18 protein-coding genes and 1 tRNA gene are annotated in these 16,117 nt (G+C 75.4%); 9 read left to right on the top strand and 10 right to left on the bottom strand.

Annotated elements, in window-relative coordinates; genetic code table 11:
* Position 1 precedes the first annotated feature (1 nt).
* From ACH436_RS10380 to ACH436_RS10350, 7 genes are all read right to left on the bottom strand, one after another.
* Entirely contained in the window at positions 2-523 is a 522-nt protein-coding gene (locus ACH436_RS10380) for a hypothetical protein (protein WP_430560120.1), read from the bottom strand.
* Positions 520-1,155 (bottom strand): RNA polymerase sigma factor, encoded by a 636-nt coding sequence (locus ACH436_RS10375; RefSeq protein ID WP_430560119.1) that lies wholly within the window; start codon positions 1,153-1,155, stop codon positions 520-522. The genes ACH436_RS10380 and ACH436_RS10375 overlap by 4 nt, the downstream gene beginning before the upstream one ends.
* Before the next feature lie 324 nt (positions 1,156-1,479).
* The gene (rplA, locus tag ACH436_RS10370) at positions 1,480-2,190 is read right to left on the bottom strand and encodes a 50S ribosomal protein L1 (protein ID WP_430560118.1); all 711 of its coding nucleotides are present in this window, start codon (positions 2,188-2,190) and stop codon (positions 1,480-1,482) included.
* A 131-nt stretch (positions 2,191-2,321) separates the two neighbouring features.
* The gene (rplK, locus tag ACH436_RS10365; RefSeq protein WP_429727829.1) at positions 2,322-2,753 is read right to left on the bottom strand and encodes a 50S ribosomal protein L11; all 432 of its coding nucleotides are present in this window, start codon (positions 2,751-2,753) and stop codon (positions 2,322-2,324) included.
* 103 nt (positions 2,754-2,856) lie between these two features.
* A complete protein-coding gene (gene nusG / locus ACH436_RS10360) occupies positions 2,857-3,690 on the bottom strand; it encodes a transcription termination/antitermination protein NusG (RefSeq protein WP_430560117.1) in 834 nt (277 codons plus the stop codon).
* A gap of 62 nt (positions 3,691-3,752) precedes the next feature.
* The gene (gene secE / locus ACH436_RS10355; protein ID WP_430560116.1) at positions 3,753-4,013 is read right to left on the bottom strand and encodes a preprotein translocase subunit SecE; all 261 of its coding nucleotides are present in this window, start codon (positions 4,011-4,013) and stop codon (positions 3,753-3,755) included.
* Between the two features lie 130 nt (positions 4,014-4,143).
* Positions 4,144-4,219: transfer RNA gene (locus ACH436_RS10350), tRNA-Trp, on the bottom strand.
* 210 nt (positions 4,220-4,429) lie between these two features.
* On the opposite strand from ACH436_RS10350, the gene ACH436_RS10345 reads away from it, so the two are divergent.
* From ACH436_RS10345 to ACH436_RS10310, 8 genes are read left to right on the top strand one after another with little or no spacing between them, the layout of a single operon-like run.
* The gene (locus ACH436_RS10345; RefSeq protein ID WP_430560115.1) at positions 4,430-5,392 is read left to right on the top strand and encodes an ABC transporter ATP-binding protein; all 963 of its coding nucleotides are present in this window, start codon (positions 4,430-4,432) and stop codon (positions 5,390-5,392) included.
* A complete protein-coding gene (locus ACH436_RS10340; RefSeq protein ID WP_430560114.1) occupies positions 5,389-6,252 on the top strand; it encodes an ABC transporter permease in 864 nt (287 codons plus the stop codon). Before ACH436_RS10345 ends, ACH436_RS10340 begins: the two co-directional genes overlap by 4 nt.
* On the top strand, positions 6,239-7,528 hold the full coding sequence (locus tag ACH436_RS10335) for a sensor histidine kinase (protein ID WP_430560113.1): 1,290 nt from the start codon (positions 6,239-6,241) through the stop codon (positions 7,526-7,528). The genes ACH436_RS10340 and ACH436_RS10335 overlap by 14 nt, the downstream gene beginning before the upstream one ends.
* On the top strand, positions 7,525-8,169 hold the full coding sequence (locus ACH436_RS10330) for a response regulator (protein WP_430560112.1): 645 nt from the start codon (positions 7,525-7,527) through the stop codon (positions 8,167-8,169). The genes ACH436_RS10335 and ACH436_RS10330 overlap by 4 nt, the downstream gene beginning before the upstream one ends.
* Positions 8,170-8,206: 37 nt before the next feature.
* Positions 8,207-9,310, top strand: a complete 1,104-nt coding sequence (locus tag ACH436_RS10325; protein ID WP_430560111.1) for an adenosine deaminase — start codon at positions 8,207-8,209, stop codon at positions 9,308-9,310.
* 7 nt (positions 9,311-9,317) lie between these two features.
* Complete coding sequence (locus tag ACH436_RS10320; RefSeq protein ID WP_430560110.1) at positions 9,318-9,698, top strand: hypothetical protein; 381 nt, start codon at positions 9,318-9,320, stop codon at positions 9,696-9,698.
* Positions 9,698-11,290 carry a sensor histidine kinase gene (locus ACH436_RS10315; RefSeq protein WP_430560109.1) on the top strand — a complete coding sequence of 531 codons (1,593 nt, stop codon included), beginning with the start codon at positions 9,698-9,700 and terminating at the stop codon, positions 11,288-11,290. Before ACH436_RS10320 ends, ACH436_RS10315 begins: the two co-directional genes overlap by 1 nt.
* A complete protein-coding gene (locus tag ACH436_RS10310) occupies positions 11,287-11,943 on the top strand; it encodes a response regulator transcription factor (protein ID WP_430560108.1) in 657 nt (218 codons plus the stop codon). Before ACH436_RS10315 ends, ACH436_RS10310 begins: the two co-directional genes overlap by 4 nt.
* Positions 11,944-12,073: 130 nt before the next feature.
* Here ACH436_RS10310 and ACH436_RS10305 read toward each other — a convergent pair whose 3' ends face one another.
* From ACH436_RS10305 to ACH436_RS10295, 3 genes are all read right to left on the bottom strand, one after another.
* Positions 12,074-12,505, bottom strand: coding sequence for a hypothetical protein (locus ACH436_RS10305; protein WP_430560107.1), 432 nt, complete (start codon positions 12,503-12,505; stop codon positions 12,074-12,076).
* Positions 12,506-12,612: 107 nt separating this feature from the next.
* Entirely contained in the window at positions 12,613-13,956 is a 1,344-nt protein-coding gene (locus tag ACH436_RS10300) for a phosphotransferase family protein (RefSeq protein WP_430560106.1), read from the bottom strand.
* Between the two features lie 144 nt (positions 13,957-14,100).
* Entirely contained in the window at positions 14,101-14,994 is an 894-nt protein-coding gene (locus ACH436_RS10295) for a LysR family transcriptional regulator (RefSeq protein WP_430560105.1), read from the bottom strand.
* 70 nt (positions 14,995-15,064) lie between these two features.
* Here ACH436_RS10295 and ACH436_RS10290 point away from each other — a divergent pair, with 70 nt between their 5' ends.
* The gene (locus tag ACH436_RS10290; RefSeq protein ID WP_430560104.1) at positions 15,065-16,117 is read left to right on the top strand and encodes a DMT family transporter; all 1,053 of its coding nucleotides are present in this window, start codon (positions 15,065-15,067) and stop codon (positions 16,115-16,117) included.

Here is a 16,117-nt window from a genome sequence, read left to right as displayed (position 1 = left end):
TTCAGAGCTCGATGACCGGCGTGGCGACGGTGACGTCGCCGCCGTCGGGCAGGTGCACGAGCAGGCTGGTCGGGCCGCGGTCGACGCCGGTGAAGGCGAAGCGCCCGTCGTCGTCGGCGGTCGTGGTGCGCTCGCCGTCGGGCTGGCGCAGCTCGACGACGAGCGTCGCGGCGGGGGCGACCCAGCCGTCGAGGCGCACGTGGGTGCCGTCGTCGTCGGTGGACAGCGCGATCATCACGGTGAGGCGCTCGTGCGTGAACGTGATGGTGCGCGCCTCGAGCGGCGGGGCGTCGCCGCGCACGGACCCGACCGGGGCCTCGATCTGCTGCAGCTCCATCACCTCGGCCTCGAGGCGGGCGAGCGTCATCGCGAACAGCGACCGCTCGACCAAACCGGATGGCACAGGGTCGACCGCCTCGACGGCGCTGGCGAGCCGGCCCAGGACGGCGACGTCGTGCGCGTCCAGGGGCTCGTCCTCGCCGGGCACGGGCGCGCCCCACGCGTTCTCGTGCTTCTCGCTCATGTCCACGAGGCCTCCCCTTGTTCCGTGAGGACGGCGCGCAGCTTGGCCAGGCACCGTCCCCGAGTGGCGCCGATGCTTCCCACCGGCATGCCGATCGACGCCGAGATCGCCTTGTAGTCCGGGCGGTCGGCGAGCGAGACGAGTCGCAGCAGCTCCTGGCAGCGCGCCGGGAGCCTCCGGAGCGACGACCAGAGGATCCGGTCGCGCTCGTCGGTCAGCACCTCGGCCTCCGGGCCCGGGCGGGCGTCCGGCAGGGCCGCGGCACCCTCGGTCACGTCGTCCGGCAGCTCGGTGCGGCGGCGCAGGTCCGCGCGCCCCTTGCGCACCGTCTCCCAGGCGGCCCGGCGGGCCGTCACGAGGAGCCACTTCAGCACGGCCTTCGGCTCCGCGATCGTGTCCGCGTGCCGCACGAGCGCCGCCCACGTGGACTGCACCACGTCGTCGGCGACGTCCCGGTCGACACCCTGGGCGCGCACCGTGTGCCACAGCAACGGCGTCGCCTCCCGGACCAGGTCCGACAGGGCGTCGGTGCGCCCCTCCCGGAACTCCAGGACCGCCCGTGCGGCCCGGTCGCCCAGGCTCTCGTCGGCGTCGGGTGTCCCGCCGAGCGGTTCCTCCGTGGCTCGTGTCATGGCTGTTCGCACCTCGTGAGGGCTCGTCGAGAAGACGGGGCGGCCGCGCCCCGGAGCCATTGAGCCTACGGCGCGAGGCGAGACGGCAGAAGGATGACTTTGCATCGTGGGTGCCATCGCCTCTCGCCGGGCGACGCCGTCCCCGGCGCCGCTCTCTCGTCGTCATCGGTGAGGGAGGGCGGCCCGCCGGTCCTGATACACGCCCGCGCCAACCCGTGCGGAGTCGGTCGGGGAACGACGACGGCCCGGCCCCCTTGCGGGTGCCGGGCCGTCGTCATGGGCTCAGCGCGTCCCTCGCGGGACCTGCTGCGCGCCTGCGGTGGATCAGGCCTCGTCGAGCAGCTTCGAGGTGCGCGACTGGTCGAGCGGGATGCCCGGGCCCATCGTCGTCGTCATCGTGGCCTTGGTGATGTACCGGCCCTTGGAGGACGTCGGCTTGAGACGCAGGACCTCGTCGAGCGCGGCGGCGTAGTTCTCCACCAGCGCCTTCTCGTCGAAGGACGCCTTGCCGATGATGAAGTGCAGGTTCGAGTGCTTGTCGACGCGGAACTCGATCTTGCCGCCCTTGATGTCGGTCACGGCCTTGGTGACGTCCATCGTGACCGTGCCGGTCTTCGGGTTCGGCATGAGACCACGGGGGCCCAGCACCTTGCCCAGGCGACCGACCTTGCCCATGAGGTCCGGCGTCGCCACGGCGGCGTCGAAGTCGGTGTAACCCGCCGCGACCTTGGCGATCAGGTCGTCGCCGCCGACCTCGTCGGCGCCGGCCGCCACGGCCTCCTCGGCCTTGGCGGCGTTCGCGAAGACGATCACGCGGGCCGTCTTACCGGTGCCGTGCGGCAGGTTGACCGTGCCGCGGACCATCTGGTCGGCCTTGCGGGGGTCGACGCCCAGGCGGAACACGACCTCGACGGTCGCGTCGTACTTGACCGTCGCGGTCTCCTTGGCGAGGCGGACCGCCTCGAGGGGGCTGTACAGGTTCTCGCGGTCGATCTTCTCGGCCGCGGCGCGGTACGCCTTGCTGCGCGTTGCCATCTGCTTCTCCTTCTGCAGTCGTGGTGAGCGGGTCCGCGCGGACCCTGCCACGTGCCCGACGTCGATCGCCGGGACTTGGTCCGGACCGCCCGGGCCGTGATCACTCACGGCCCGGGCGGCCCGGTCGCGGATCACTCCGCGACGGTGATGCCCATCGAACGAGCGGTGCCGGCGACGATCTTCATCGCGGCGTCGATGTCGTTCGCGTTGAGGTCCTGGAGCTTGGTCTGCGCGATCTCGCGGACCTGGTCCTGGGACAGCTGCGCGACCTTGACGGTGTGCGGGGTCGCGGAGCCCTTGGCCACACCGGCGGCCTTCTTGATGAGCTCGGCGGCCGGCGGCGTCTTCGTGATGAACGTGAACGAGCGGTCCTCGTACACGGTGATCTCGACGGGGACGACGTTGCCGCGCTGCGACTCCGTGGCCGCGTTGTAGGCCTTGCAGAACTCCATGATGTTCACGCCGTGCTGACCGAGCGCGGGGCCGATCGGCGGGGCGGGCGTGGCCGCACCGGCGTTGATCTGGAGCTTGATGAGGCCGGCGACCTTCTTCTTGGGAGGCATGGTGCTCCCCCTTTCCTGTTCGTGGGCCGACGCCATGGGCGATGACCCGGTTGCATGCCGAAGCCCGCAGCGGGTGCTGCGGGCGACCGGCGCCGTCGTCAGGTCAGATCTTGGCGACCTGGTTGAACGACAGCTCGACCGGGGTCTCCCGGCCGAAGATGGAGACGAGGACCTGGAGCTTCTGGGCCTCGGCGTTGATCTCGGAGATCGTGGCGGGCAGCGTGTCGAACGGGCCGTCGGTGACGGTGACCGACTCGCCGACCTCGAAGTCGACCTCGACCGGGGCCTTCGCCAACGCGCCCGACGACGCCGCGGCGGCCTTGCCGGCCTCCGGGGCGGCCTCGACGAACACCGGCGCCAGCATCGAGTAGACCTCGTCCAGCGTCAGCGGCACGGGCTGGTGCGTGTGCCCGACGAAGCCGGTGACGCCCGGCGTGTGGCGCACGGCGCCCCACGACTCGTCCGTGAGGTCCATGCGCACGAGGACGTAACCGGGGATGCGGACGCGGCGGACGGTCTTCTTCTGCGCGTTCTTGATCTCGGTCACCTCCTCCATGGGGACCTCGATCTGGAAGATGTAGTCCTCCATGTTCAGGCTCTGGATGCGGTTCTCCAGGTTGGCCTTCACACGGTTCTCGTACCCCGCGTAGGAGTGGATGACGTACCAGTCGCCGAACTGCGCGCGCAGGGTGCGGCGGAACTCCTCGGCCGGGTCCTCGACGACGTCGCCGTCGGCGTCCGCCGGGCGCTCGTCCTCGGCGTCGGTCCCCTCGGCCGCGTCCTCGACGTCCTCGGCGTTCTCGACCTCGTCGGCGGCCTCCTCGGGCGCCGCGTCCGTGGCGGGGTCCGCGGGCACGTCGAGGTCAGCCGCGGCGCCGTCGGCGTCGGGCTGGGTGGGGTCGACGTTCTCCGTCTGGTCCAGCGGATCCTGGGACACGAACGAACCTGCTTTCTGGAATCTGCTTGCTTCGGGGGCGGGCGTCCGGCGGCCTGCTGCGGTCAGTCGCCGAAGAGGGCGAGGACGCCCAGTCCGATGACCCAGTCGAGGGCCACCACGAACAGCATGACCACGGTGACGAACACCAGCACGACGATCGTGTAGTTCACCAGCTCCGAGCGGGTCGGGGTCACGACCTTGCGGAGCTCCGCCACGACCTGGCGCACGAAGAGCGCGATGCGCGCGAACAGGTTCGGGCGCTTGCCGGTGGCCGACTTGCCCCCGCCGGGCGTCCCCACGGCCTCAGCCGGTGACTCGCTCACTCGCTCTACCCCGTTTCGCGTTCCCGCCGCGGCCGCGCCACCTGCCGGCGACGCACCCACGGCACTGACTCCTGGCGTTCCGGGGTCATGCGGATGGCCCCGCTGCGCGCGGCCCCGCGGGGGATCACGCTGGCAGGGTAGACAGGACTCGAACCTGCAACCTGCGGTTTTGGAGACCGCTGCGCTACCAATTGCGCCACTACCCTTCGTGCTCGACGCCCCTGTCGCCACGCTCGAACCACCCCGGAAGGGCGCGTTCGATCTTGGCGGGCATCAACCACCGAGGGACAACTGTACGCGACGCGAGGGCGTGGGTCGAACCACGCCCGAGCCGCCCGCCGTCCACCGATCGGTGGACGCGCGGTCCCGCCGTCCGAGGCTCCCGCGGCGGCCGCCCCGGGCGCGAGGCTCGAACCATGACCTCGACGACGACACCCTCCCCGGCTCCCCCGCCGCCCACCCCGCGCGGGCGCCGCGACGGCTCCCCCGGCGCCGCCGGTCCGCCCCGCTCCCCTGGCTACCCCGGCGCCGCCGTCCGCGTCCGCGGCCTCACCAAGCGCTACGGGGCCAAGCAGGCGGTCGACGGCCTGGACCTGGACCTCGCGGCGGGCGAGATCGTCGCCGTGCTCGGCCCCAACGGCGCCGGCAAGACGACGACGATCGAGATCCTCGAGGGGTTCCGCGACCGCGACGGCGGCGAGGTGCGGGTGCTCGGCGAGGACCCCGCCCGGGCCGGTCGCGCCTGGCGGGCGCGGCTCGGCGTCGTCGCGCAGGACTCGCGCGACCAGGCAGACCTGAGCGTCGCGGAGGCCGTGCGCTCCACCGCCCGGTACTACCCGGCGCCGCGCGACCCCGACGAGGTCGTCGAGGCCGTGGGCCTCGCCGCGAAGGCGGGTGCGCGGGTGCGTTCCCTGTCCGGCGGGCAGCGGCGCCGGCTCGACGTCGCGCTCGGCGTCGTCGGCCGTCCCGAGCTGCTCTTCCTCGACGAGCCGACCACGGGCTTCGACCCGCAGGCCCGGCGCACGTTCTGGGACCTCGTCCTGCGCCTGCGGGACACCGGCACGACCATCCTGCTCACCACGCACGACCTGGCCGAGGCCTCCCACCTGGCCGACCGCGTCGCCGTCGTGCGCGACGGGCACGTCGTGGCGGAAGGGACGCCCGAGACGCTCGGCGGCCCCGACGCCCGCACGCCGCTGGTGACGTGGACCGCCGACGGCGTCCCGCACGCGGAGCGCACCGACGCGCCGACCGCGCTCGCCGCGCACCTCATGGCGACCGTCGCCGGCACCGACGGCGAGGTCGCCGACCTCTGCATCACCCGACCCAGCCTCGAGGACGTCTACCTGGGGCTGCTCGCGAAGGAGGACCACGCATGAGCGCCACCGTCGACACCCGGGTCTCCGCCGGACGGGACCGGCGGGACGGGCGGCTGCCCGGCTTCGCGTACCTCGCGCTGGTGCGCGCGGGCCTGGAGCTGCGCCAGTTCTGGCGCGAGCGCGACGCCGTGATCTTCGTGTTCGCCTACCCGATCCTCATGCTCGCCATCTTCTCCAGCGTCTTCGGCAACGACGACCAGGGCACCGACGTCACCCAGATCGGTTTCGCCCAGTACTTCCTGCCGGGCATGGTCGCGACCGGCATCGTGCTCACGAGCTTCCAGTCGCTGGCCGTGTCGATCGCGATGGAGCGCGACGACGGCACGCTGCGCCGGCTGCGGGCGACCCCGCTCCCCGCGGCCGCGTACGTCGGCGGGAAGGTGCTGCTGACCCTCGTCACCTCCGTGGTGCAGACCGCGCTGCTGCTGGCGGTCGCGGCCCTGGCCTTCGACGTGCCGCTGCCCACCGACGCCGGGCGCTGGGCGACCTTCGCCTGGGTGTTCGTGCTCGGGTCGGCGACCGGCACGATCTGCGGCGTCGGGTTCTCGTCCCTGCCGCGGTCCGGCCGGTCCGCGAGCGCCGTCGTGACGCCGGTCGTGCTGGTGCTGCAGTTCATCTCGGGCGTGTTCTTCGCCTTCTTCGCGCTCCCGGGATGGATGCAGACCGTGGCCTCGGTGTTCCCCCTCAAGTGGATCGCGCAGGGGATGCGGTCCGTCTTCCTGCCCGAGGACATGGCGGCGCTGGAGACGAGCGGGTCCTGGCAGCACCCCGCCACCGCTGCTGTACTGGTCGCATGGCTGATCGTGGGGCTGGTCGTCGGGGTGCGCACCTTCCGGTGGCGGCGCCGTGACGACGGCTGACGCCGGGTCCGGCTCGTCGTCCGCACCGGCCGGCACCGGCGCGGACGACGAGCTGACCCGTGTGACCTCCGACCCCTGGGAGCGCCAGGTCGTGTGGTGGGACGTCGGGTTCGTCCTCATCGTGCTGCTGACGGCCACGGCGATGGCGCTCGGCGGCGTCGACGGCGGCCGGCTGTGGACGGCGTACGCGGCGATGGCGGTGATGCTCCTGGCGTACGCGGTGTGGGGGGCTCGCGCGGCCCGCACCCGCGACCAGCGCCGGGCGGCCGCCTACGTCGTCGTGCTGATCGCGGGGACGGCCGTCGCCATCGCGCAGGGCGGGCTCGCGACGTTCCTGCTCTTCGCGTCGTTCACGCAGCTGTGGATGCTGCTGGAACCGCCGCGGCGGGCGGTGGTGGCGAGCGTCGCCCTCGGGGTCGCGACCACGTTCGCGATCGCCGCCCAGCAGGGCTTCGACCTCCCCACGCTCCTCGAGGCCGCGCCGCAGATGGGTGTCGCGATCGCGTTCTCGGTGCTGCTCGGGCTGTGGTTCGCCACGACGATGCGGCGCTCGGACGAGCGGGCACGGCTGCTGCACGAGCTGCGGCGGGCGCAGGCGGAGCTCGCCGAGTCGCACCACGCGGCGGGGGTGACCTCGGAGCGCGAGCGCATCGCCCGGGAGATCCACGACACGCTGGCACAGGGGTTCACGAGCGTGGTGACGCAGGCGCAGGCGGCGACGGCGGCCCTCGACCGGGGCGAGCAGGGCCGCGCGCGCGAGCGCCTGCTGGTCGTGGAGCAGACGGCCAGGGACAACCTGGCGGAGGCGCGCGCGCTGGTGGCCGCGTTCGCGCCCGTGCCGCTCCAGGGCTCGACGCTCGCCGAGGCCCTCCGGCGCCTGGCCGAGCGGTTCACGGCCGAGACGGGGACGCCGGTGATGCTCGACGTGGCGGGCGTGACCGGGGCTGTCGGCGGCGGGGCCACCGGCCACGCGGCCGCCGACGTGGTGCTGCTGCGCGCGGCGCAGGAGGCCCTGGCCAACGTGCGCAGGCATGCGGGCGCCCACGCCGTGACGATCCGGCTGACGCGCGACGGCGACGACGGGGACGCACCCGACGTCCGGCTCGAGGTGACCGACGACGGACGCGGCCTGCCGCCCGGCCAGGTCGACGGGCTCGGGCTGGCCGGGATGCGCGAACGCGTCTCGGCGGTGGGCGGCACCCTCGCCGTCGAGCCCGGCGCGGAGGGCGGTACGCGCGTCGAGGTGCACGTGCCGTCCTCGGGAGGTGCCGCGTGAGCGGGGCGGGCGCCGGGACGGTGCGCGTGCTGGTCGCCGACGACCACCCGGTGGTGCGCTCGGGGATCATCGGGATGCTCGACGGCGAGCCCGACGTGGAGGTCGTCGGCGAGGCCCCGGACGGCGAGGCCGCGGTGGCGCTGGCCCGCGAGCTGGCGCCCGACGTCGTGCTCATGGACCTGCGCATGCCGCGCCTCGACGGGGTGGGCGCGACCGCACGCATCGTGGGGGCGCGCCGCGGCCGCGGGCCGAGCGTCGTCGTCCTCACGACGTACGACACTGACGCCGACATCCTGCGCGCGGTCGAGGCGGGGGCCACGGGCTACCTGCTCAAGGACACCCCGCGCGACCAGCTCGTGGCGGGCGTGCGCGCCGCCGCGCGCGGCGAGACGGTGCTTGCGCCGGGCGTCGCGACCCGCCTGGTGACGAGCGTGCGGACCGCGGCGGAGCGTCTCACGGCGCGCGAGGCCGAGGTGCTCGGCCTGGTCGCGCGCGGCCTGTCGAACGCCGCCGTCGGCCGGGAGCTGTTCATCGCGGAGGCCACGGTGAAGACGCACCTGCTGCGGGCGTTCGCGAAGCTCGGCGTCGACGACCGCACGGCCGCCGTCACCGTGGCCCGTGAGCGCGGCTGGCTGCCCTGACCGGCCCCGGGCGGGCAGATCGGGGCAGACTGGCGCCGTGCGCGATCTGGCAAAGCTCCCCAAGGCCCACCTGCACCTGCACTTCACGGGCTCGATGCGGGTGGACACCCTGCGCGACATGGCGGCCGGGCACGGCGTGCGGCTGCCCGGCGCCCTGCTGGACGGGGACCCGCTGCGGGTCCCGGCCGACGAGCGCGGCTGGTTCCGGTTCCAGCGGCTGTACGACGCCGCCCGGGCGTGCGTGCGCTCCGAGGCGGACATGCGCCGCCTGGTCGACGAGGCCGCGGCCGACGACGCCGCCGAGGGGTCGGGGCGGCTGGAGATCCAGGTGGACCCGACGTCGTACGCCCCGTTCGTCGGCGGCATCACGCCGGCGGTCGAGATCGTGCTGGACGCGGCGAGGGCCGCGAGCGCCGCGCACGACGTCGAGGTCGCGGTGGTCGTGGCGGCGTCCCGGATGCGGCACCCGCTCGACGCCCGCACGCTCGCCCGCCTCGCCGCCCGGTACGCGGGCGAGGGGCAGGGCGAGGTGGTGGGCTTCGGCCTGAGCAACGACGAGCGGCGCGGGGACACGGCCGAGTTCGCCGCCGCGTTCCGCATCGCCCGCCGTGCCGGCCTGGCGTCGGTGCCGCACGGCGGCGAGCTGCTCGGACCTTCGCACGTGCGCGACGTCGTCGACGCCCTGCACCCCGACCGCCTCGGCCACGGGGTGCGGGCCGGGGAGGACCCGGCGCTGCTGGCCGAGCTCGTGGAGCGCGAGGTGGCCCTGGAGGTCTGCCCGGCGTCGAACGTCGGCCTCGGCGTGTACGCCGACACGTCCCAGGTGCCGCTGCGGCCCCTGGTCGACGCCGGGGCGCGGGTCGCCCTCGGCGCGGACGACCCGCTGCTGTTCTCGTCCCGGCTGCTCGACCAGTACGTCGCCGCCCGCGAGGTGCACGGCTTCGACGACGCCGAGCTGGCCGACCTGGCACGGTCGTCCGTCCGGGCGAGCCGGGCGTCGGACGCGACGAAGCGCCGGATGCTGACGGGTGTCGACGCGTGGCTCGCGACTCCCGACGACGCTCCGGACGACGCCCCGGAGGCCCGCCCGGGCGCCGCCCCCGCGCCGCTCTCATCTGCGTCTCATCCGCCCGCGGGATGATCCCGGCATGGCTGAACGGTCCGGACGTCGCTGGCGCGCGGCGGTGCCCTGGGTCCTCGCGGTCGCGCTGATCGCGGTGCTCGGTGGCGCCCTCGTCGCCGCCACGTCCGCGGAGCCCGAGGACCGCGACGTGGGCGGGGTGGTCGTCATCTCCCCCACGCCCGACCCCGCGTCGCCCGCGCCGTCCGGCGAGCCGTCGCCGTCGCGCGGCCCGTCGTCGAGCGGCAGCCCGTCGCCCACGCCGACCAGGACCTCCGACGACGGTGGGGTGGCGCCCGTCCCGCCCACCGACGGCGACGATGACGATGACGACGGCGACAGCGACGATGACGACGACGATGACGACGGCCCGGATGACGACGACGGCCCTGACGACGAGGACGACTGATGGTGCGAGCCCCTGGACCCCGCGGCGGGCCCACCGTCCGCACGCGCATCCTCACCGCCCTGCTCGCGCTCACCGCCCTCGCGCTCGGGTTCGCCGGAGCCACGGCCTACCTGCTCACCTACGAGCAGGTCGACCACCGCATCGACGCCGACCTCACCGAGAGCGCCGACGAGCTGCGCACCCTCGCCGCGTCCGGCGTCGACCCGGTGACCGGCGACCCGTTCTCGTCCGCGGAGGAGGTGGTGGTGACCGCCATCCAGCTCGACGTCCCCGCACGCCACGAGGGAGTCATCGGGCTGCGCGCCGGGAACAGCCCGCTGGTGTCGCAGCAGGCCGTCGAGGTGCACCTCCAGGACGACGCCGAGTTCGTCGCCGCGGTCACGCCACTGCTGGACTCCGACCAGGTCGTGCTGCGCACGATCCGCACCGCGACGACCACCTACCGCACGCTCGTCGCCCCGGTCGCCGCGCTGCCGGGGGCGAGCGGTGCCGCGCCCGCGGCGAGCGAGCCGGCGGCCCTCGTCCTCGCGTACGACCGGGCCGCCGAGCACGCCGAGACGCAGGCCGTCTTCCGCAGCTACGCCCTGGTGGCGCTCGGCGCGCTGGTCGTGACGGGCGTGGTCGGGTGGCTGCTCGCCGGGCGGCTCCTGCGGCCGATCCGGATGCTCGCGCGCACCGCGCAGCAGATCGGCGAGTCCGACCTCTCGGCCCGGATCCCGGAGTCGGGCAACGACGACCTCACCCACCTGACCCGGGCCTTCAACGGGATGCTCGACCGGCTGGAGGGCTCGTTCGAGTCGCAGCGCCGTCTGCTCGACGACGTCGGGCACGAGCTGCGCACCCCGCTGACCATCGTACGGGGCCACCTCGAGCTCATGGACACGGCCGACCCGGCCGACGCCGCGGAGACGCGGGTCCTCGCGCTCGACGAGCTCGACCGGATGCACCGCCTCGTCGACGACCTGGTCACCCTCGCGACCGTCGGGCAGCCCGACTTCGTGCGCCCCGCTCCTGTCGAGCTCGGGCGGCTCACGGACGACGTGCTCGACAAGGCCCGCACGCTGGGCGACCGCACCTGGCTGGTCGACTCCCGCACCGACGCCCGCACCATGGCGGACGCGCAGCGCCTCACCCAGGCGTGGCTGCAGCTCGCCGCCAACGCCGTGAAGTTCTCCGCGCCGGGCAGCGTGGTCGCCATCGGGTCCCGCACGACGCCGGACGGCGCGCACGTGCGCCTGTGGGTGCGCGACGAGGGCGTCGGCATCGCGCCCGACGACCTCGAGCGCATCTTCGACCGCTTCGCGCGCGGCGAGCACGACGGCGAGCGCCGGGAGGGCTCCGGTCTCGGCCTCGCCATCGTCGCCGCCATCGCGCAGGGGCACGGGGGCGAGGCCACCGTGGAGTCCGTGCCCGGCCAGGGGTCGACGTTCACCGTCGTCGTGCCCGTGCTGCCCGTGCCCGACGCGGGACCGGACCCGACCCCCGGGCGCGCCGTGCCCCCCGTCGCCCGGACGACGCCCAGCCCGCGCTCCGCCCCCACCCCCGAGCTGCCCCCGCGCACCGCCCCCGACCGGGAAGGACCCGCCACGTGAGCCAGATCCTGATCGCCGAGGACGAGACCCGGATCGCGTCGTTCGTCGCGAAGGGGCTGCGCGCCTCCGGCTACGCGAGCACGACGGTCGCGACCGCGCGGGAGGCGTTCGACCTCGCGTCGTCGGGCGACTTCGACCTGTTGGTGCTCGACCTCGGGCTGCCCGACCAGGACGGCTTCACCGTGCTGCGCCGCCTGCGCGAGGCGAAGGTGACCCTGCCGGTCATCATCCTCACCGCGCGCACCTCCGTGGCGGACACGGTGGCCGGGCTCGAGGGCGGGGCCGACGACTACATGCCCAAGCCGTTCCGCTTCGAGGAGCTGCTGGCCCGCATCCGGCTGCGCCTGCGGGCCGAGCCGGCGGGCGAGGTCACCGTGCTCAGCCACGGCGACCTCAGCCTCGACCTGCGCACCCGCCGGGCCACCGCCGCGGGCGTCGAGGTGGACCTGTCCGCGCGGGAGTTCGCGCTCGCCGAGGCGTTCCTGCGCAACGCCGGACAGGTGCTCAGCCGGGAACAGCTGCTCTCGCGCGTGTGGGGGTACGACTTCGACCCCGGGTCCAACGTGGTGGACGTTTACGTGCGCTACCTGCGCAACAAGCTCGGCGCCGAGCGGTTCGTCACCGTGCGCGGCATGGGGTACCGCCTGGCCTGACCCGGCCGCCCGCGGTGGTGACTCCGCCGGCGCCCACGACGCCACCGCCGACGACAACGAGCGTGCTGAGTCGTCCCTCCGAGGCCCGCCCGGAGGAACGACTCAGCACGCTCGGTGCGCGCCCCGGAGGTCAGTCGGCCGACGCGGCGGTCGGCGCGGACTGCGCGGACTGCGGGGTGACCGGCGTGACGGGGGTCGACGGCGACGCCGGGCTGGCGGCGGTCTGCACGGTCGGCGCGGTGTTCGCCGTCTGGGCCGTCTGGGCCGTCTGGGCGGACGGCGCCGTGTCCGCGGTCTGCGTCGTCGGAGCGGTACCGGGCGTGGCGACCGAGCCGGCCGTCACCGTGGTGATCGACGTGCCGTTCTGCACCGACGCGGGCGACGGGTCCGCCGGCGCCGCGCCCGCCGCCGGGGCGGTGGCGTCGTCGCCGAGCCGGACGGCGTCGGCCACGACGGCGTCCGACGGGGTGCGGTCGAACGTGCCCTGGGCCGCGGCGACGCCGGCGCCCAGGCCGACCGCGCCCAGCGCGCCCGTGACGATCCATGCGCTGCGTGCCTTCATCGTGCTGCTCCTTCGTCCGGGGTGTTCCTGGCGGGTCCTTCCCGCCGACTGGTTCCCAGCCTGCGCGGCCCCCGTGAGAGGGCCGGGAGGCGTGGATGAGAGGTCTCTCAGACTGCGGACGCCTCGGCGGCGAGGCGCTCGGCGACGTGGAGGAACCCCTCGACGGCCGCGTCGCTCTCCGCTCCCGTCGCGAGGGAGACGACGACGGCCGCGGCCCGCGCCCGCAGCAGGGCGGGGCCCACGGCCCGCCCGAGGACGTCGAGCCAGCGCTCCACCAGACCGTCGACGCCCGCGTACGCGCCCGGGTCGAGGTGGGGCAGCACGGCCAGGTGCGCGACGGCGCACGCCAGGTCGTCGACCAGGTGCCCCGGTCCGAGCGTGTCGACGTCCAGCACGGCGCCGACGCGCGGCGGCGTCCGGTCGCCCTCGTCGGTCCGGCCGCTCCCGGGCTCCAGCAGGAGGTTGGCGGCGTGCAGGTCGCCGTGCGTCACGACGAGCGGGCCGAGGTCGCCGGCGTTCACGACGGCGACGATCGCCTCGCGCAGCCGGGCGAGGCGGTCGCCGTCCACCCCGCGCACGCCGGCGAGCGCGCCGAGGTAGTGGTCGAGGCGGTCCGCCCACGCCGGACGGCGCGGCAGGGCCAGGCCCGCGCGCGGCAGCGCCGCCACGACCCGCAGCAGCTCCGCCGGGTCGACGCAGGCGGGCTGGTCGGCGGCCGGCGTGCGCGCGACGTGCTCGGCGACGGACTCCCCCGGCACCTCGTCGAGCAGGAGGACGCCGTCGGCGGACCAGGACCGCACGCGCGGCGCGGCCACGCCGCCCGGCCGTGCGGCGAAGAGTGCGTGCCTGCGCACGAGGTCGTCGACGCGCGCCGGGCGCACCACCTTGACGTACGTGGCCCCGTCGGCCGTGCGGGCCCGCAGCACGGCCCGGCGCAGCGGCCGGTAGGTGACGGTCTCCAGCGACAGCGTCGGCGACGCGACGCCCGCCGCCTGCATCCGTTCCGCGACCCGGTCGGGCGTGCTGCCGGCCGCGAGCCCGGGCAGGGCCGGGTCGTGCGGGTGCCGCCACACGTGCACCGCGCGCTCGCCGTCGTCGAGCCGGACGACGCCGGGCCCCAGGGTCGCGTCCCCGCCGCCCCGCGCGCGGCGGAACGCGGACGCGCCGGCGCTCGTCGCGAACAGGTGCTCCGGCCCGCGGACCGTGCTCCCGCCGACCTCGCGGCGGGCGACGACGTCGTACGCCACGGTCACCTCGGCGCCGGGCCGCGCGTGCACCTGCCGCACCGACCACGTCTCCAGCTCGGCGCCGTCGGCCGCGAGGGCCGCCCCCAGCACGTCCGCGGCCGCGTCGCCGGTGAGCAGGTCGAGCCACGGGCCGTGGTCCCCGAGCGACGTCGGGGCGGGGACGGACGGGGACGATCGGGTCGGGGCGGGGCTCTGGGGCAGCACGCCACCATCGGACCGGGCGCGCACCGGCCCAGGGTGAGACGTGGATGAGAGGACTCTCATCCACGTCGCGCCGTCCACGTCGCGCCGTCGCGCACCAGACGCTCCAGGGGCTCACCAGCACCCGCCAGGTCGGAGGCCGCGCCGTCAGGCCGCCGCGGCAGCGAGCAGGTGGTCGAGCACCGCCAGCGTGACCGGGCCGGGCGCGCCGCCGGTCGTGCGGTGCCGGGCGACGACCTGCCGCGTCCCCAGCCCGGGCAGCGCGACGACCTGCACCGTGCCGGGCAGCGGGTCCGCCGCCGCGAGCGCCGGCACGACGGCCACGCCGAGGTCGGCGGCGACCATCGCCAGGGCGACCGCGTAGTCGTCGTAGCGGTGCGTCAGCGGCGTCGTCGCCCCCGACGCGGCGTGCGCACGCTGGACCACACGGTCCGCCGCGTGCCCGGGCTCGGCACCGAGCCAGACGGCGTGGCGCAGGTCGGTCAGCCGCTCGGGCGTCGGCCGGTCGGCGGGGAGCACGACCAGCCACGGCTCGTCGAGGACGGGCACGTCGCGCATGCCGCCCGGGGTGGTCCGGCCGATGGCGCTCTCGGTCTCGGTGAGGATCAGGTCGAGCTCCCCGCGGCGCAGGTCGCGCTGCGCGGCCTCGCCCTCGGTCTGGCACAGGTGGACGTCGAGGCCGGGGGCGGTGCGCGCGAGGCGCCCGGCCAGCGGCGCGAGCAGCCCGGCGACCAGGGTGGGCGACGCCCCGACGACGACCGTGCCGCTCGGCTCGTCCCCGAGCTCGGCGAGCGCCCGACGCGTGTCGGTGAGCTCCGCCTCGATGCGCTCGGCGGCCTCCACGACCCGCCGGCCGGCCGGGGTGAGCACCGCCCCGGCGGGCTGCCGGTCCACGAGCCGCTGGCCGGACTCGGCCTCGAGGCGCGCCACCTGCTGCGAGACCGCCGACGGCGAGACGCCGAGCGCCTGCCCGGCGGCCACGATGCCGCCGTACCGGTGCACGGCGAGGAGGGTGGCGAGCCGGCGCGGGTCCAGGTGCATCACCAAATCTTAAGCCTGGCTGTCCAGAACTTCGATTGATCTGAAGTGCTGCGGGCCCCACGATGGTCCGGTGCCGACGTCCTCGTCCCCGTCCCGCCGCCCGAGCCGCCGCCCGAGCCGCGACGCGCCGGCGCGTGGCGGCGCCGTCCTGGTCGCGGCCGGTGCGCTGCTGTGGGGCACCGGCGGGGTCGCGGCCGCCACGATCACCGCCCACAGCGCGATGTCGCCGACCGCGGTCTCCGCGCTGCGCCTGCTCGGGGGCGGGCTCGCCGTCCTCGCCGTCACCGCCGCCACCGGGCAGCTCCGGCGGATCCCCCGGACGGCCGCGAGCGCCCGCCACGTCGCCGTCACGGCCGTGCTCACCGCCGTCTTCGGCGCCGCCTACTTCCAGTCGGTCGCGCACGTGGGCGTCGCGGTCGCGACGGTCGTCGCGCTGGGCGCCGCCCCTCTGGTCGTGACGGCACGGGCCGCCGTGCGGGCCCGGCGGCTGCCTCGCGTGCCGGTGCTCGTGGCCCTCGTGACGTCCGTCGTCGGCCTCGCGCTGGTCAGCGGGGTACGCCCCGTGGACGGCACGCCCGCCGAGCTCGCGTGGGGTCTCGTCCTGGCCCTCGTGGCCGCGGTCGCGTTCGCCGCCACCACCGTGGTCAACCGTCGCGTGCTGCCCGGCCTGGGCCCCGCGCCCCTCCTCGGGACGTCGTTCACGCTGGCGGGCCTCGTGTCCCTGGTGCCGGCCGCGGGGTCGGGCCTCGCGCTCGGCTCCCTCGACTCCACGGCCTGGTGGACCCTCGCCTTCCTCGCCCTCGTGCAGACCGCCGTCGGCTACCTGGCGTTCTACGCGGGGCTGCAGCGCGGGGTCGGCTCCACGTCCGCCGCGCTGCTCTCGCTGCTCGAGCCCGTGGGGGCGGCCGTCCTGGCGGTCCTCGTGCTCGGCGAGGACGTCACCCCGACCGCGGTGCTGGGGATCGCGCTCGTGCTGGGAGCGGTGCTCCTCGCCCGGGACCGGCCCGCCGCGCCCGCGCCCCGGGTCGCGCCCGCGCCCCGGGTCGCGCCCGTGCGGCGTGGTCCCCGGGGACGACGGCGCACGGCACTACGGGCGGACGCGCAGGATCCTGCCGCGGCGTAG

Source organism: Isoptericola sp. NPDC019693 (genome assembly GCF_044389085.1).
Classification (GTDB): Bacteria; Actinomycetota; Actinomycetes; order Actinomycetales; family Cellulomonadaceae; genus Isoptericola.
This window is presented reverse-complemented; position numbering and strand designations above follow the sequence as displayed.

Excerpts from the sequence above, each read along its gene's own strand:
- ACH436_RS10380 (WP_430560120.1), bottom strand. The coding sequence starts at position 523 with ATGAGCGAGAAGCACGAGAACGCGTGGGGCGCGCCCGTGCCCGGCGAG.
- ACH436_RS10375 (WP_430560119.1), bottom strand. The coding sequence starts at position 1,155 with ATGACACGAGCCACGGAGGAACCGCTCGGCGGGACACCCGACGCCGAC.
- rplA (WP_430560118.1), bottom strand. The coding sequence starts at position 2,190 with ATGGCAACGCGCAGCAAGGCGTACCGCGCCGCGGCCGAGAAGATCGAC.
- rplK (WP_429727829.1), bottom strand. The coding sequence starts at position 2,753 with ATGCCTCCCAAGAAGAAGGTCGCCGGCCTCATCAAGCTCCAGATCAAC.
- ACH436_RS10345 (WP_430560115.1), top strand. The coding sequence starts at position 4,430 with ATGACCTCGACGACGACACCCTCCCCGGCTCCCCCGCCGCCCACCCCG.
- ACH436_RS10340 (WP_430560114.1), top strand. The coding sequence starts at position 5,389 with ATGAGCGCCACCGTCGACACCCGGGTCTCCGCCGGACGGGACCGGCGG.
- ACH436_RS10320 (WP_430560110.1), top strand. The coding sequence starts at position 9,318 with ATGGCTGAACGGTCCGGACGTCGCTGGCGCGCGGCGGTGCCCTGGGTC.
- ACH436_RS10315 (WP_430560109.1), top strand. The coding sequence starts at position 9,698 with ATGGTGCGAGCCCCTGGACCCCGCGGCGGGCCCACCGTCCGCACGCGC.
- ACH436_RS10305 (WP_430560107.1), bottom strand. The coding sequence starts at position 12,505 with ATGAAGGCACGCAGCGCATGGATCGTCACGGGCGCGCTGGGCGCGGTC.
- ACH436_RS10295 (WP_430560105.1), bottom strand. The coding sequence starts at position 14,994 with ATGCACCTGGACCCGCGCCGGCTCGCCACCCTCCTCGCCGTGCACCGG.